The sequence below is a fragment of the Peribacillus saganii genome (assembly GCF_003429095.1).
Lineage (GTDB): Bacteria > Bacillota > Bacilli > Bacillales > DSM-1321 > Peribacillus > Peribacillus saganii.
Map to the genome: position 1 here is coordinate 1 of NZ_QVTE01000004.1, position 14,890 is coordinate 14,890.

At 41.9% G+C, this 14,890-nt stretch carries 15 protein-coding genes; 12 read left to right on the forward strand and 3 right to left on the reverse strand.

All coding sequences use genetic code 11. The features are described from left to right. The first annotated feature begins 53 nt into the window (after positions 1–53). The 5 genes from D0469_RS01375 to D0469_RS01395 all read left to right on the forward strand — a co-directional run bounded on the left by D0469_RS01375 (position 54) and on the right by D0469_RS01395 (position 5,772). Positions 54–1,085, forward strand: a complete 1,032-nt coding sequence (locus D0469_RS01375; protein ID WP_117324871.1) for a tripartite tricarboxylate transporter substrate binding protein — start codon at positions 54–56, stop codon at positions 1,083–1,085. Positions 1,086–1,158: 73 nt separating this feature from the next. After that, positions 1,159–2,136 (forward strand): aminopeptidase, encoded by a 978-nt coding sequence (locus D0469_RS01380; RefSeq protein WP_158553319.1) that lies wholly within the window; start codon positions 1,159–1,161, stop codon positions 2,134–2,136. 23 nt (positions 2,137–2,159) lie between these two features. Next, positions 2,160–3,524: an MmgE/PrpD family protein gene (locus tag D0469_RS01385; RefSeq protein ID WP_158553320.1), complete on the forward strand. Its 1,365-nt coding sequence runs from the start codon at positions 2,160–2,162 to the stop codon at positions 3,522–3,524. A gap of 3 nt (positions 3,525–3,527) precedes the next feature. After that, positions 3,528–4,964 (forward strand): SLC13 family permease, encoded by a 1,437-nt coding sequence (locus D0469_RS01390; protein WP_117324874.1) that lies wholly within the window; start codon positions 3,528–3,530, stop codon positions 4,962–4,964. A 16-nt stretch (positions 4,965–4,980) separates the two neighbouring features. Further along, the gene (locus D0469_RS01395) at positions 4,981–5,772 is read left to right on the forward strand and encodes an SDR family NAD(P)-dependent oxidoreductase (RefSeq protein WP_158553321.1); all 792 of its coding nucleotides are present in this window, start codon (positions 4,981–4,983) and stop codon (positions 5,770–5,772) included. 88 nt (positions 5,773–5,860) lie between these two features. Here D0469_RS01395 and D0469_RS01400 read toward each other — a convergent pair whose 3' ends face one another. The 3 genes from D0469_RS01400 to hxlA all read right to left on the reverse strand — a co-directional run bounded on the left by D0469_RS01400 (position 5,861) and on the right by hxlA (position 7,843). Continuing rightward, a complete protein-coding gene (locus D0469_RS01400) occupies positions 5,861–6,577 on the reverse strand; it encodes a 3-ketoacyl-ACP reductase (RefSeq protein ID WP_117324876.1) in 717 nt (238 codons plus the stop codon). 73 nt (positions 6,578–6,650) lie between these two features. After that, a complete protein-coding gene (gene hxlB / locus D0469_RS01405; RefSeq protein WP_117324877.1) occupies positions 6,651–7,208 on the reverse strand; it encodes a 6-phospho-3-hexuloisomerase in 558 nt (185 codons plus the stop codon). Continuing rightward, positions 7,205–7,843: a 3-hexulose-6-phosphate synthase gene (hxlA, locus tag D0469_RS01410; protein WP_117324878.1), complete on the reverse strand. Its 639-nt coding sequence runs from the start codon at positions 7,841–7,843 to the stop codon at positions 7,205–7,207. Before hxlA ends, hxlB begins: the two co-directional genes overlap by 4 nt. Before the next feature lie 233 nt (positions 7,844–8,076). Here hxlA and D0469_RS01415 point away from each other — a divergent pair, with 233 nt between their 5' ends. The 7 genes from D0469_RS01415 (at position 8,077) to rpiA (ending at position 14,105) form a co-directional block, all read left to right on the forward strand. Then, positions 8,077–8,442, forward strand: coding sequence for a winged helix-turn-helix transcriptional regulator (locus tag D0469_RS01415; RefSeq protein WP_117324879.1), 366 nt, complete (start codon positions 8,077–8,079; stop codon positions 8,440–8,442). 293 nt (positions 8,443–8,735) lie between these two features. Continuing rightward, the gene (gene pxpB / locus D0469_RS01420; RefSeq protein ID WP_117324880.1) at positions 8,736–9,452 is read left to right on the forward strand and encodes a 5-oxoprolinase subunit PxpB; all 717 of its coding nucleotides are present in this window, start codon (positions 8,736–8,738) and stop codon (positions 9,450–9,452) included. Next, the gene (locus D0469_RS01425; RefSeq protein ID WP_117324881.1) at positions 9,446–10,447 is read left to right on the forward strand and encodes a 5-oxoprolinase subunit C family protein; all 1,002 of its coding nucleotides are present in this window, start codon (positions 9,446–9,448) and stop codon (positions 10,445–10,447) included. The genes pxpB and D0469_RS01425 overlap by 7 nt, the downstream gene beginning before the upstream one ends. 11 nt (positions 10,448–10,458) lie before the next feature. Next, a complete protein-coding gene (locus D0469_RS01430) occupies positions 10,459–11,232 on the forward strand; it encodes a LamB/YcsF family protein (RefSeq protein ID WP_117324882.1) in 774 nt (257 codons plus the stop codon). Positions 11,233–11,252: 20 nt separating this feature from the next. Beyond that, the gene (locus tag D0469_RS01435) at positions 11,253–12,443 is read left to right on the forward strand and encodes an NRAMP family divalent metal transporter (protein ID WP_117324883.1); all 1,191 of its coding nucleotides are present in this window, start codon (positions 11,253–11,255) and stop codon (positions 12,441–12,443) included. Between the two features lie 23 nt (positions 12,444–12,466). Then, positions 12,467–13,258, forward strand: coding sequence for a putative hydro-lyase (locus D0469_RS01440; protein ID WP_117324884.1), 792 nt, complete (start codon positions 12,467–12,469; stop codon positions 13,256–13,258). 169 nt (positions 13,259–13,427) lie between these two features. Continuing rightward, positions 13,428–14,105, forward strand: coding sequence for a ribose-5-phosphate isomerase RpiA (rpiA, locus tag D0469_RS01445; RefSeq protein ID WP_117324885.1), 678 nt, complete (start codon positions 13,428–13,430; stop codon positions 14,103–14,105). The last annotated feature ends 785 nt before the right edge of the window (positions 14,106–14,890 follow it).

The following is a 14,890-nucleotide window of genomic DNA, read 5'->3' on the forward strand; positions in this document are numbered from 1 at the left end:
ACCAACGGGTCAAACCGTTGATAAATCAACATTTATAGAGGGAGGAAAAAAAGGTGAAAAAAATTAAATCCAGTTTCTTTAAGCTTTTATCGGTAGCATTAATAGGTGTTTTACTGGCCGGATGCCAATCTGGGGGAAATGCTGTAAAAGGTGATGGCAAATCCTCAGGAAGCGATGATTTTCCAAAGAAGAATATTAAGTTCATAGTACCATCTAGTGCAGGTGGAGGTTTTGATACTTCAAGCAGACAGCTGCAGCCATTTCTGCAGGAAGCCCTGGGAACAAATCTTGTTGTAGAAAACCATGATGGCGGAGGGACAGCAATCGGAACAAGAATGCTTAAGAACTCTCAGGCTGATGGCTATTCTATCATGATGCAAGGTACTCCACATTTACACTTCTCCTATCTGACAGCTGGGGACGTGGGGTATAAGCTAAATGATTTTGTGCCTATCGGGGCATTAACGTATGATCCAGGAGTAATCCGTGTGCGAAGGGATGCAAAATGGAAGGATTTAAAGGAGTTAATAGAGTACGCAAAAACACAGCCGCCTGGAACAATTTCGGCAAGTGTAAGCTTTAGAACAAGCAATAACTTCCTTGCTCTTAAGCAGCTTGAAAAAGCAACAGGTGTCGAGTTCAACATCATCCCTTATGGAGGAGGAAATGAATCAAGGCTGGCTTTATTGTCTGGGGAAGTAGATTTAACCCATGCAGGTGCTTTTAATAGTATCAATATGGCTGATGAAACAAGAGTAATAGGGATTCAGCAGCCTTCCAATGATTGGCCGAATGTAACAGATAATGCGAAGACGATCAATGAACAGCTTGGAATTGAAATTCCCGACAACTCGTCGACATATGGGTTATTTACGCTCAGAAAGGTAAAAGAAGATTACCCTGATCGCTACCAAAAACTTGTGGAGGCATTCAAGCAAGCTGTAGAGAATCCCGACTATATTGCTAAATTAAAAGAAACTGGTGAATATGAAAAGGTTCGATACATCGGGCCGGAAGAATATGAAGAAATGGTAAATTCCCTGGAGAAGGAATTGAAAGAGGTTGAACACTTTTTCAAACAGTAGTTACGTCAAAGATTGGTAAGAGCTTAGTTATGAAGATTATAGTTTTGAAATAATCCTGACTGGAGGAATGAAAATGAATATAGAGGTATTTCGCTATGCAGCCGTTCCTGTGCAAATGAATGTAAAAAAAGGCGAAACTGTGGTTATTTTAACAGATGACAAAGTGAATTATGAAATCCAGGAGGCTTTAGTCGCAGCTGTTTATTATGAAGGGGCAACACCGATATTAGTCAGAATTCCACCTGCGGATTCATTCGGAAACGAACCCCATAAAGTAGCAGCTGCCGCATTGCTGGAAGCAGACTTAATTTTATCTGCATGCTCTACTGCAATGACCCATACAGATGCCATCCGCGAAGCATTGAAAAGCGGGGCAAGGTATTTGGCGATGGGAGGGATAACGATAGAGTCGCTCACGAATGGTGCAGCTACGGCCAATTATGAAGAAGTTACTGAGACATCGCTTCAGATAGCTGAAATACTTGATGCGTGTAAGAGAATCAGAGTAACCTCCTCGATTGGTACGGACCTAACATTTAGTCTGGAAGGCCGTCCATCCTTCCCGTTGACAGGTGTCATTTCCGGACAGAGAAAAATTGCGGCTTTCCCTGATGGTGAAGTAGCTACAGCTCCTGTTGAAGGGACAGCTAATGGGACTATTGTCATTGATGGTGTCATCCATCATATCGGCAAGGTTTCTTCCCCTATTGAATTAACTATTAAGGATGGTTTCGTGACTAGGATTGAAGGTAATGAGGATGCACAAAAACTAGAAAGATTCCTGAATGAACGAGGAGATGCAAACTCCTTTAACCTGGGAGAATTTGCAATTGGAACAAACAAAAAAGCAAGGCTGGCAGATAACGCTCAGGAATCGAAAAAGATGCTGGGAACGATTCATTTTGCCCTGGGAGATAACCGTACTTTGGCAGGTCATACCTACAGTAAAACCCATATTGATTGCTTAATACTGAAGCCAAATGTATGGATAGACGAGAAACAATTTATTGCAGAAGGCATTATTCTGAAGGAAGCAATCGTGAAATTATAATAGATTTGGAGGATATAACAATTATGACCAACTTAAACGTAACAAGAAAATTGGCTGAATATGCAGTTACCCATAAAGAGTTTAATGATCAGGCCGTTCATGAAGCAAAGCGGTGTATGCTTGATTGGCTTGGAGTGGCATTTGGAGGGTCTTCGCATGAAGGTGTAGACATTATTTTAAAAACAGGTTCCTGCCTGGGGAATTCCCAAATTGCAACAGTAATAGGAAGAAACGAGAAAATTGATGTACTGCATGCTGCTCTTGTAAATGGATTTATGGCACATGTCCTTGACTATGATGACACACACCTTGATAGCTTTGTGCATCCAAGTCCGCCTGTTTGGTCTGCACTTTCTGCATTGTCTGCGATATATCCCATTAATGGAAAAGAGGCTCTCGAGGCATTTATTATTGGATTTGAGGTCGAAACCCGAATTGGCAAAGTGTTATTCAGAAAGCATGAAGAACGAGGCTGGCATATGACAGGAATGGCAGGGGGATTTGGTGCAGCGGCTGCTGTAGGCCGAATCCTGGGATTAACAGTCGAACAAATGCAGCAAGCGTTTGGGATAACGGCCACTTATGCAAGCGGTTTAAGAAGTATGTTTGGAACAATGTCCAAATCCATTCATCCAGGAAAAGCGGCAATGAGCGGACTGTACGGTGCATTGCTGGCAAAGAACGGATTTAGTTCAGCATTGGATGTACTGGAAGCAAGGAGAGGCTATTTTGAGGTGAATGCGTCAGAAAGTGATTTGCAAGCAGCTGTCGAAGGGTTGGGAAATAGCTTTGAAATATTTAAAAATAGTGTAAAGCCATACGCATGCGGAGTGGTGACGCATCCTATTATTGACGGGGCAATAGCGCTGCGGAAGCAATTTGCTGCCAATCAGAGCGATATTGAGAGAGTTGAAATTGAAGTAAATCCTATGGTCCTGGATGTAACAGCTAAAGAAAATCCATCAACTGGCCTGGAAGGTAAATTCAGTGTTTATCATTGCACCGCAGCGGGTTTGCTCGATGGTGAATGCGGTCCGAAGCAATTTACAAACGAGCGGGTAAATGCCCATGATATTGCTGAAGTGCGCAAAAAAGTCTCAGCCCGTATTAACAAGAATTATCAGACATATGAATCAAAGGTTACCCTTTACCATTACAGCGGAGAAAAGTACTCACACTATGTTCCTTTTGCAAAAGGAACCGAAAATAACCCGCTCACTGACCAGGAATTAGAAGGAAAATACAAATCAATGGCGAAAGAAGCTATAAATGAAGAAAGGGCCGATAATTTAGCACAATTTGTCTGGAATTTAAATGATAAGGTATTTTTGTCCGATGTGTTAAAACAGTGCAGTTCAGAGGAGTTTATAAAAGCGGGAGAAGGGTAACCAATGGCAGACACCAGTAAGGAAGGACGCACCCAATCAAGGGGGAAAATATACTTTAGTTTATCAATCATATTTCTCCTCCTTATTGTTTCTCCGTTCTTCCCCCCTTTATGGGGGATGACGGAAAAAGGAGCTGTCACTTTACTTGTCCTTTTTTTTGGAATTATTTTATGGCTGACAAATATTATTCCTTCAGCCGTAACAAGCATAGTTATAATGGTTCTTTTACCTTTCTTTCATGTGCTTTCCTTTGAAGAGTCAGCAGCGGGACTCGGCAGCGACGTAGTATTTTTAATTATTATTATGCTTTGCATGGGAAAAGCTGTTGAGAAAACTGGCCTTGACCGGAGGCTAGCCTTTTATGTCTTATCAAAATCAAAGGGGAATTCCAGTAAAACCATCTTCTATGTCATTTTAATTGCTTTTCTGCTTACTTTTTTTATTCCAAATGGAATGGCTCGTTTAACAGTACTTCTGCCAATCAGTTTGGGGTTAATAGATACACTGAAGGATGAAAATGACGATCATTTTAATAAATCAATCATGCTTGCGATTACTTATGTTCCATGGATCTGTACAGTCACCTTAATAACAGGGTCAAATGGTGCCATTTATGCGGCCAGTTTATTTAAAAGCATGATTGGCTTTGAATGGACCTATATACACTGGATGATAGTAATGCTTCCGTTAATTGCATTTACTCTTATCGGTTTATGGGCAATCTTGGTTATTCTATTTCCTCCTAAACAAAAACATATTACGTCTGGGCAAATATATATACAAAATAGTTTACGAGAGTTAGGAAAATTGAAGATGGCAGAAAAGAAGATCATTGTTCTTTATGCTTGTCTAATTTTGCTTTGGCTGACAAAAGAGCTGCACGGATATTCAATTGCAATGAGTGCCTGTTTAGTAGGTGTGTTTATTTTTCTGCCCGGGATAGAGCTGATTAAGTGGAAAGAAGCGATGAGAAGTATAAATTGGGGTATCCCTCTTTTGTTTGCTGCAGGCTTTACGATTGCAAATGCATTTGAACAAAGCGGATTAATGGTCTGGCTATCTGAGCTTGCAGCAAATTCACTCAAGAACCTGCCAGTTTCTGTAGTTGCATTAACAATCATGCTGATATTTGTCGTAATTCGAATAGGGTTTACTCATTATGCTGCAATGATCGCTTCCTTATTGCCTGTGGCCATAACGTTTGCTTTAGCAACACCATTTAATCCGGTCTGGATCGGCATGATCTGTGTGGTTGCCAGCACCATTTCCTATATTATGCCTACCCAATCCATTGGAAATATGACTACATATTCACTTGGTTTATATACGATGAAGGATATGGCGAAAGCTGGAGGTCTTTTGACGGTTCTAATAATTATATTAACCATTGGATTTGCCTATTGGTATTGGCCATTGGCAGGAGTGCCTATATCCCTATAATTCTAGGAGGATGAGAATGGACTTACATTTAAAAGATAAAGTGGTGTGGATAGTAGGAGGAAGTACCGGAATTGGCTACGCATGTGCGAAAAGCTTGCTGCTTGAAGGAGCCAAAGTCGCCATTTCTTCACGAGATGAACATAAATTATCACTTGCTGCAAGACAGTTGTATGAGGAAACTGAAACTTGCCCTTTAGTAATTTCGGCTGATGCCAATGATCCTGTGGGAATGGAAGAAACATTTAGAAATATTATTGAGAATTTTGGCGGGCTTAATATTTTAATATACTCAGCCGGCATCAGTAAACATGGAAAGCTTATGGAGCTTGAGCCGGAAGATTGGAAAAAGAATTGGGAATTAAACATTGTTTCCTTCTTTAGAACCGTAAAGCTTATAGTTCCTGAATTAAAAAAGGCAGGTGGCGGCAGCATTGCAGTACTGGGAGCATCCAGCGGAAAGCAGCCTACCCCAAATCAGCTCATTTCCAATACGACAAAAGGAAGCCTTTTACCAATGGTCAAAACATTGGCAGAAGAGCTTGCGCCTGACAATATTCTTATCAACAATATTTGCCCTGGACGTTTTCTAACAACAAGAAGATACGATATTGCAAAGATGGAAGAAGAAAAAAGAGGGGTTTCTTTTGAAGATTATATAAATGAAGTAGCAGAGACGGTTCCTTTAAAACGTTTAGGAGATCCTGAGGAAATTGCTGATTTCATTTCCTTTATTGTGTCGCCTAAAGGATCTTATATAACGGGGCAATCTATATCCGTTGATGGGGGCCTGATTAGATCTATAATTTAGTATTCCTAAAACCTTTTAATACTTTTTACAAGCTTTATCTACACCATAAAACAAGCAGGTCCCACCGAGGAACCTGCTTGCTTAATTTTTAAGGGTTAGTTGACCATAGTCCTGCCGTTTTAACAAATACCCGTGGGTTTAGTTTTAATTGAGCGACCATAAATTCTGCCAGGTCCTCAGGCTGCATCACTTTTTCAGGATTGCCGTCCGTTAAATTTGTCTCAATCGCCAGGTCGGTTGCGACAGTACTTGGCGTAAGGGCGCTGACCCGGATATTATGCTTGCGCACTTCGAGCATGAGCGACTCGGTTAATCCCAGAACCGCAAATTTTGATGCGCTGTAAGCACTTGTAACCGGGGCTCCTTTTTGGCCCGCTGAAGAAGAGATGTTTATGATATCACCTGTTTTTCTTTCAATCATTCCTGGCAAAACAGCGCGCGTCACATTATATACGCCCATTAAGTTGACACGGATAATGTTTTCCCACTCATCCGGAGAGAGCTCAAGAAACCCTCCGAACTTGGCGGTTCCCGCATTGTTGATTAAGATATCAATTGCACCCAGATCTGAATTGATGTGTTCGATTGCATGGGTAACTGATTCAAGATCTGCGACGTCTGCTGAGGCCGCTGAAATTTCAATGTTGTATTCCGCCAATTCAGAAGAGACCTTTTCAAGGTTTGACATGTTGAGGCCAACCAGTCCTATGTTGACACCTTCCTTAGCAAGAGCGATTGCTGTGGCACGCCCAATTCCTCTCCCAGCTCCAGTTATTAACGCTGTTTTTCCTGATAAAGAACTCATTTTTCGTGCTCCTTTCTCAATAAACAAAGACCGCAACGCATTTGAAAAATATTGCGGTCTTTGCCTTTTAAGTCTATTCCAAATTTGCATGCCTTCCAAACATCGTGTCTGAATTCAGTCCTTTTTTCTCCATAAATCGCAGGATAACGGCGTCGAAGAACAGCAATAAAGTTTGTTCAAAAAGAGAAGCCATTGGCTGGATTGTACTGTAATCACCTTGAGTTTTATCTTTGGGGGATCCTGGCAATTTAATTGCAATATCCGCTGATTTTCCGATAGTGGATTCAGGGAAAATGGTTGCAATAGCGATCGTTCCGCCGATACTTTTTGCTTTTTCTGCCATTGAAACGAGACTTTTCGTCTCACCTGAACCGGAAGCGATGATTAGCAAATCCTCTTTTTCAAAGTTAGGAGTAACTGTTTCTCCAATCACATATGCATCTAATCCCATATGCATCATGCGCATTGCAAATGATTTCGCCATAAAGCCGGATCGGCCAGCTCCTGCAGTGAAAATCTTTTTGGACTCCAGTATTCTGTTCACCAATATTTCCGCGTCTTCATCAGCGATTAAGTGAACAGTTTTGTTTAGCTCCTTAAGGATTATATCAAGGTATTGCGTCGTATTCATTGGTTACCCTGTTCTATAATCTTTTGCATTTCGGCTGCTGCTGCTTTTTTATCGTCCTGGCTTGTAATACCGCCTCCAACAATAACCAGGTCCGGCTGTGCTTTTACAACCTCTGGAAGAGTTTCCAATTTAATGCCGCCAGCGATTGCAGTCTTCGCATTTTTTACCACACTTTTAATTTTAGCAAGGTCTTCAAACGAGTTTTGCCCGACAGCCTGCAGGTCATAGCCAGTGTGTACACAGATATAGTCTACGCCAAGCTCGTCAAGCTCTTTCGCCCGTCCCTCAATGTCCTTGACAGCGATCATGTCTACCAGGATTTTCTTGCCCTGTTTTTTCGCTTCTTCAACTGCACCCTTGATCGACATGTCTTCCGCTGCGCCGAGAATCGTGATAATATCAGCACCGGCTTCTGAAGCTTTCATGACTTCATACCCAGCAGCGTCCATGATTTTTAAATCTGCTAAAACCTTAAGATTAGGGAATTCAGCTTTTATTTCCTTCACGGCTCTAAGGCCTTCATTTATGACAACCGGCGTGCCGATTTCAACGATATCTATATGGTCTTCGACTTCCTTCACCAATTTTATTGCTTCCGGAATATTTACTAGATCTAATGCTAATTGAAGTTCCATGAATTTCTCCACTCCTCTAAAATTTATTGGGGTGCACGCAGGGATGATAACGAATCCTGCACCATAGTAGTATGTGCTGTGTGTACCCTTTTCTTGCACCCGCGAAACTGTAGTTCACATTGGTACTGTCCTAGTATACTAAGTATGTTTTAAATATAAAAGTACGCACTTTTTTCTTACATAGTGTCAAAAAGTATACCATAAGTTATAATAGGAAACAGAGGTGAAAAGCAATGTCACGTATCCAGGATAAGACTTTTAATTGTGAAAAAGAATTGACCCTTTCTGTAATTGGCGGGAAATGGAAAATGCTCATATTGTGGCATTTGGGAAAAGAGGGAACAAAGCGATTTGGTGAGCTGAAGGGGCTTATGCCGGGAATTACCCAGCGAATGCTTGTAAACCAGCTCCGTGAGCTGGAGGAAGACACTATCGTCCATCGTGAGGTGTATCCTGTTGTTCCGCCAAAAGTGGAGTATTCCCTTACAGAACAAGGAAAAAGCCTGATGCCTATCCTAGATTCCATGTATGAATGGGGTAAAAATTACATGGAAAATGTTTTGGAAAGTACTGAAACTGAAAAGAATGCTGTAAAGTAACATCTTACATTTAACTGCAAGTCAGAACTAATTACACCGCGGCAACATGCCAGCGGTTTTTTGTTTTCCCGGAATCTAATCTGTATTTTGAATCAAACTAAGCGTGTATAGCTATGTCATATAAACCATTGCACTTTAGTGGTTTAATTTGTAAAAGAAAAAATGTTGCGAATAATAAAAAATTATAATAAGGTGTTATTATTATTTGAAAATAATTAATAGTCACCACTCTTTAGGTCATTGACGTATTTTATATAAGAACTGCAAAATTTAAAGCTTGGAGGGGTGTAAAAATGGAATATAGTTTACATCCGTTAGGTGATAATGCTGTTATTATCCAACTCGGAAAAGAAATAAATATACAAACTCAGCAGCGGGTTCAGGTAATTGCCTCTTATTTTGATGAGAATCATTTAGAATGGATGGTCGAATACATACCTGCTTTTACCACCATAACTATTATCTATGATCCGGTAAGTCCGTCATTATTAGGTGAAAAATTTGCCTTGCCATATGAAAAGGTTTGTTATCATCTTGATACACTTTTGCCAACCATATCCGAAGGCCAATCAGTGGAATCGCGAGTGGTGGAAGTCCCTGTTTGTTATGGCGGGGAATTTGGTCCTGATCTGGATTATGTGGCAAAAATTAATAATTTAACAAAGGACGAAGTCATTCATATCCATTCAACTGGAGATTATATTGTCTATATGATTGGATTTGCTCCAGGTTTTCCTTATATAGGAGGTATGTCTGAAATGATAGCAGCACCGAGGCGTGAGACTCCCCGTTTGAAAATTTCGGCCAGGACTGTTGGAATTGCGGGCATGCAAACAGGAGTTTATCCAATAGAAACGCCAGGAGGCTGGCAGCTAATTGGCAGGACACCAATTGAGCTGTTCCGGCCAGACGAAAATCCGCCAAGCCTGCTCCGGGCAGGTGATAAGATCAGATTTAAACCAATAAGCGAAAAGGAATATAGAGAATGGGAGGAGGATAAAAGATGCTGACTATCATCAAGCCAGGCCTCCTTACAACTATTCAGGATTTAGGCAGGTACGGTTTTCAAAGGTATGGAGTTATTGTGAGCGGAGCCATGGATCAGTTTGCCCACCGTATGGCAAACATATTGGTCGGGAATCAAGAAAATACACCCACAATGGAAATAACCCTCCTTGGTCCGCAAATCGAGTTTAATGAAAATTCCTTAATCTCCATTTGCGGGGGTGATTTAACACCTACCATTGATGGGAGCCCTGTTCGGCTGTGGCGTTCCATTTTTATTAAAAAAGGCAGCAAGTTGAAATTTGGATCCCCTCGTTCAGGCTGCAGGGCCTATCTTGCCGTTGCCGGAGGTATTTCAGTTGAGGCAGTCATGGCTAGCGGTTCTACCTATTTAAGAGCAGCGATCGGCGGTTATCATGGGCGGGCCCTAAAAGAAGGCGATAAAATCAGAGTGGGCATGCCAGGTAGCCTGTCAACTAAAATTATCGAATCCCTGTCAGACAGCCTTTCCAGGCAGCCTTTTGCAGAAATGGATTGGTCAATAGCTAAAGACCTTATTCTATCCACACCAACCGAGCCAAGTGTCCGCATCATCCGAGGACGTGAATTTAATTTATTCACAAAAGAAAGCAGGGAGATTCTGTATAAAGAACACTTTCAGGTAACACCGCAATCCGACCGGATGGGGTATCGGCTAAAAGGTCTATCACTCGAATTGCAAAAAGCTGAGGAAATACTTTCTGAAGCAGTAACATTTGGAACGATTCAGGTGCCCTCCGATGGAAATCCGATTATTCTAATGGCAGACCGACAAACAACAGGCGGCTATCCTAAAATTGGACAGGTTGCGAAAGTTGATTTGCCTTTGGTTGCCCAAGTAAAACCTGGAGATTTTATCAAGTTTACAGAAGTATCCCTCTATGATGCACAGCTTCTTCTCATTAAAAAAGAGAAAAAGATTCAGCAGTTGAAATCCGGAATATCATTAAAATTCAGGTAGGGGGAAAAGAGATGCATATGATAGACCTTAATTGTGATATGGGTGAAAGCTTTGGTGCCTATCGAATGGGCAGGGATGAGGAGCTGCTCGATTACGTCACATCGGCCAATATAGCATGCGGTTTTCATGCAGGGGACCCGGCAACTATGCGGAAAACCGTACGATTGGCCATGGAGAAAAATGTTGGGATTGGAGTGCATCCAGGATTCCAGGATTTAGTCGGATTTGGCCGAAGGGACATACATATTAGCCCTCAGGAGGCATACGACCTTGTGCTCTATCAAATTGGGGCCCTTTATGGATTTGTTAAGGCAGAAGGAGGGACGCTTCAGCATGTTAAGCCGCACGGAGCCCTTTATAATATGGCCGCTAGAAACTCCCAATTATCAGAAGCAATTTCAGAAGCTATTTACAAAGTGGATCCCGAATTGGTTCTAGTCGGTTTAGCGGGAAGTGAATTGGTAAAGGCGGGCGAGAAAATCGGCTTGAGGTCAGCAAGTGAAGTATTTTCTGATAGAACTTATCAGCAGGATGGGTCTTTGACGCCAAGACGCGAAAGCAATGCACTGATCAAGGAACATGATTCTGCAATTAGCCAAGTTATTAAAGTGGTGAAAGAAGGAAAGATTCGTTCCCTCCAAGGTACGGATGTAAAGATTAAAGCTGATACGGTCTGCATTCATGGAGATGGTGAAAGTGCACTAGAGTTTGCCAGGTATATTTCTGAAGCCTTAACAGATGCAGGTATTAAAATCGCAAAAATGGCAGACTTTATAAAAAAATAAACTATTGAGGTACAATATTTATGGAAAAAAACTCACGCCTAAGCATTCTGATTGGAGCCGCGTTCTTAATGGCAACTTCGGCTATCGGGCCAGGCTTTCTAACTCAAACGACCGTTTTCACTCAAACATTACTCGCGAGCTTTGGATTTGTTATTTTAATATCCATTATTATCGATATAGGTGCTCAGATCAATATATGGAGAATTATTGCTGTATCGGAAAAGCGGGCACAGGATATCGCAAATGAGGTTCTCCCGGGATTAGGGTACTTTTTGGCTATTTTAATAGTAATGGGCGGTCTAGCCTTTAATATAGGCAACATCGGCGGGGCCGGACTGGGAACAAATGTATTGTTTGGAATTTCTCCGGAGATGGGGGCATTGCTGAGCGGAATTTTGGCTATCGGGATATTTTTAGTGAAGGAAGCGAACAAGGCGATGGATCGCTTTGCCCAAATCATGGGTTTTGTAATGATAGCTTTGACCTTATATGTTATGTTTAAGGCCCAGCCTCCTGTTGGTGAAGCGATAGTCAGGTCTTTCGCGCCGGAAAAAATTGATTTTCTGGCCATTGTCACTCTAGTAGGCGGGACAGTTGGGGGCTACATTACCTTTGCGGGCGGCCATCGCTTGTTAGATGCAGGCGTGAAAGGAAAAGAAGCTATCCCAGAGGTTACTCGCAGTGCGGTAAGCGCAATCGGCATCGCCTCAATCATGCGTATTTTCCTATTTCTGGCAGCGTTGGGTATAGTGATTCAGGGATTGCCAATTAATCCGGAAAATCCGCCGGCCTCAGTTTTTCAGCTGGCTGCCGGCAATTTTGGCTATAAAATTTTCGGTATCGTGATGTGGGCAGCTGCCGTAACCTCTGTTGTTGGAGCTGCGTATACTTCCGTTTCGTTTATCCGGACAATCAGCAGAACGGTTGAAAAATATGAGAAATGGTTCATTGTAGGATTTATTGCGGTATCAACCTTAGTGTTTGTTTTAATCGGACGGCCAGTAAAGATCCTGGTACTGGTTGGGTCTTTAAATGGACTTATTTTGCCAATTGCTTTGGGTGTTATGCTAATTGCTGCTTATAAGACAAAGATTGTTGGTGATTACAAGCACCCGGTTTGGATGACACTTTTTGGAATAGTCATTGTAATCGCGATGGCGTTTATGGGCAGTTATACTTTAATTAACGGGATACCACAACTATTTAAATAAAGAAATTTGAGGGAGAGATGGGGATGTCTTCTATTGCAGGGATGAGTCCGAAAGCGGCTCGCGAAATGATTCGAAACAACAATTGGGTGAAGCCTACTTCAGGCGTTTCTCACGGTTTTATCCAGGCTAATTTAGCTGTATTGCCAAAAGACCTGGCGTTTGAATTTCTTTTGTTTTGCCAGCGTAACCCAAAGCCCTGTCCTATTATTGATGTCACTGAACCGGGCTCAGGGATTCCTGCATTGGCAGCAGCGCATGCCGATTTAAGGACGGATATTCCAAAATACCGTGTATACCGAAATGGTGAACTGGTGGAAGAAACAACAGATGTAACCGGCCTTTGGGATGATAGTATGGTAGGATTTTTAATAGGCTGCAGCTTTACATTTGAAGAAGGGCTGCTTAAAAATGGCATCCCTATAAGGCATATTGAAGAAAATTGTAATGTTCCGATGTACACAACGAATATTCAGTGCATTAAGGCTGGGCGGTTCGAAGGGCCAATGGTCGTCAGCATGCGGCCAATGCCTAAAAAAGATGTGGTCAGGGCAGTCCAGGTAACAAGCCGGTTTCCATCCGTCCACGGTGCCCCTGTGCATATTGGAGATCCGGCCAGCATAGGGATCAAGGATATCAATAATCCTGATTTTGGTGACAGGGTTTCGATTAAAGACGGCGAGGTTCCTGTTTTTTGGGCATGCGGTGTAACTCCCCAGGCCGTGGCAATGCATGTTAAACCTGAGCTGATGATCACACATGCACCGGGACATATGTTTATTACAGACCTGCCAAACGAGCAATTTGCAGTTTTGTAAGATTATTCAGATGGGCTAGGCCATTATGCAGCTCAAAACCCAACCGGAAATATATAAAAAACTCGTCTTTTGACGAGTTTTTTATATAAAGATCTTCTTCTTGGATTACCTTGTATTTGGCATTTACTTAAGATAAAAATTATTGGAGTACACAACTAGGAGGGGAAAGATGGAAAAACAAATTGTCGGTGAAAAAGCAGCACAATTCGTAAAAGACGGAATGGTCATCGGACTTGGCACAGGTTCAACCGTATTTTACACGATTCAGAAGCTGGGTCTTCTCGTAAAACAGGGGCTTTCCATCAAAGGTATTCCAACATCTTTTCAAACTGAAAGGTTGGCGAAGGAAAATGGAATCCCGCTTGCTAACTTTCATGAAATTGAACAGATTGATATTGCCATTGATGGGGCAGATGAAGTGAATCCGGAACTGGACCTTATAAAAGGAGGCGGTGGTGCTCTTCTTCGGGAAAAAATAATTGCAAGGGCCGCCCGCACATTTATCGTAGTAGCAGATACGTCCAAAATGGTTGATAGATTAGGTACTTTTCAACTGCCGGTGGAGGTAATTCCCTTTGGATATGAAATGACAGAAAAACATATCCGCAGCCTGGGCAGCGATTTGCATATTCGCATAGTGAATGGACAAGCGTTTAAAACAGACAATGGCAACTATATTTTCGATTGTAATTTCCCAAATATCACCAATCCCAAGCAGCTGGAACAAGACCTGAATATGATTCCCGGAGTAGTAGAAAACGGCTTGTTTGTTGGGATGGCTGATATCGTTATAACATTGGACATTGAAAAGAATATTGTAATAAAAAAATCGAAACAATCCGTATAGATAACTCTAGTGTTTTAATTACAATGATGGCGAAACTATTAGAAACCCATCGGCTATTAAACCAATATCTTCTCGAATAAAATGGCTTGCTGCCTTCTCCTGTATTTGGCCGATTACTCCCGACCGGTACGCCCCCCAAACACTGGCAGAACTTAATGGTCATCCCGATCAGGTTCAGCTCATCTCTTGAGATAATTTCGGAAATTGTATTGTAAACTTAGTCCCCTGCCCATCCATGCTTTCTGCTATTACCCTCCCTTTCATAGACTGGATTAGCTGTTAGGAGATGGTAAGTCCGGCGCCAGTGCCTTTTTCTTTCGTTGAATAAAAAGGAGTCCGATCATTTTAAGCTGGCTTTGTGACATGCCCTTTCCATACTGATATCATTCCGGAGTGTTCAAATGCGTGGACGGTTATCTGTCCTCCCGTTTCCATGGCTTCGAGGCCATTTTTGATCATATTTACGAGCACCTGCCCTACTTCATCTTTATTCCTTTTGATAAATAACGAGTCTTTTATTGAAGAGTTTATACCTATATTGGGATGTTTGAATATGAGGTCTTCAGTACCAAGGTATTTCTCACTTCATTTGATATATTAATGGCCGTTTTGGTTTCTTAAGAGAGATGAATGTTGAGGCACATCCGCGTCCATATAGACAAATTTCACCTTACTTAATCCATCCTTGGCAAACTGCTCCCAAAAGCTGTCGTGTCTCAATTCACTATATTAATTAAAATTGAACTCGTTCCCTTTGTGAAGCCGGTACTATCACCCATCAAGAA

What these genes read in the sequence shown, in the direction of transcription:
- D0469_RS01380 (WP_158553319.1), top strand. Translation starts at nt 1,159, where the DNA reads ATGAATATAGAGGTATTTCGCTATGCAGCCGTTCCTGTGCAAATGAAT.
- D0469_RS01385 (WP_158553320.1), top strand. Translation starts at nt 2,160, where the DNA reads ATGACCAACTTAAACGTAACAAGAAAATTGGCTGAATATGCAGTTACC.
- D0469_RS01390 (WP_117324874.1), top strand. Translation starts at nt 3,528, where the DNA reads ATGGCAGACACCAGTAAGGAAGGACGCACCCAATCAAGGGGGAAAATA.
- D0469_RS01395 (WP_158553321.1), top strand. Translation starts at nt 4,981, where the DNA reads ATGGACTTACATTTAAAAGATAAAGTGGTGTGGATAGTAGGAGGAAGT.
- D0469_RS01400 (WP_117324876.1), bottom strand. Translation starts at nt 6,577, where the DNA reads ATGAGTTCTTTATCAGGAAAAACAGCGTTAATAACTGGAGCTGGGAGA.
- hxlB (WP_117324877.1), bottom strand. Translation starts at nt 7,208, where the DNA reads ATGAATACGACGCAATACCTTGATATAATCCTTAAGGAGCTAAACAAA.
- hxlA (WP_117324878.1), bottom strand. Translation starts at nt 7,843, where the DNA reads ATGGAACTTCAATTAGCATTAGATCTAGTAAATATTCCGGAAGCAATA.
- D0469_RS01415 (WP_117324879.1), top strand. Translation starts at nt 8,077, where the DNA reads ATGTCACGTATCCAGGATAAGACTTTTAATTGTGAAAAAGAATTGACC.
- pxpB (WP_117324880.1), top strand. Translation starts at nt 8,736, where the DNA reads ATGGAATATAGTTTACATCCGTTAGGTGATAATGCTGTTATTATCCAA.
- D0469_RS01425 (WP_117324881.1), top strand. Translation starts at nt 9,446, where the DNA reads ATGCTGACTATCATCAAGCCAGGCCTCCTTACAACTATTCAGGATTTA.
- D0469_RS01430 (WP_117324882.1), top strand. Translation starts at nt 10,459, where the DNA reads ATGCATATGATAGACCTTAATTGTGATATGGGTGAAAGCTTTGGTGCC.
- D0469_RS01435 (WP_117324883.1), top strand. Translation starts at nt 11,253, where the DNA reads ATGGAAAAAAACTCACGCCTAAGCATTCTGATTGGAGCCGCGTTCTTA.
- D0469_RS01440 (WP_117324884.1), top strand. Translation starts at nt 12,467, where the DNA reads ATGTCTTCTATTGCAGGGATGAGTCCGAAAGCGGCTCGCGAAATGATT.
- rpiA (WP_117324885.1), top strand. Translation starts at nt 13,428, where the DNA reads ATGGAAAAACAAATTGTCGGTGAAAAAGCAGCACAATTCGTAAAAGAC.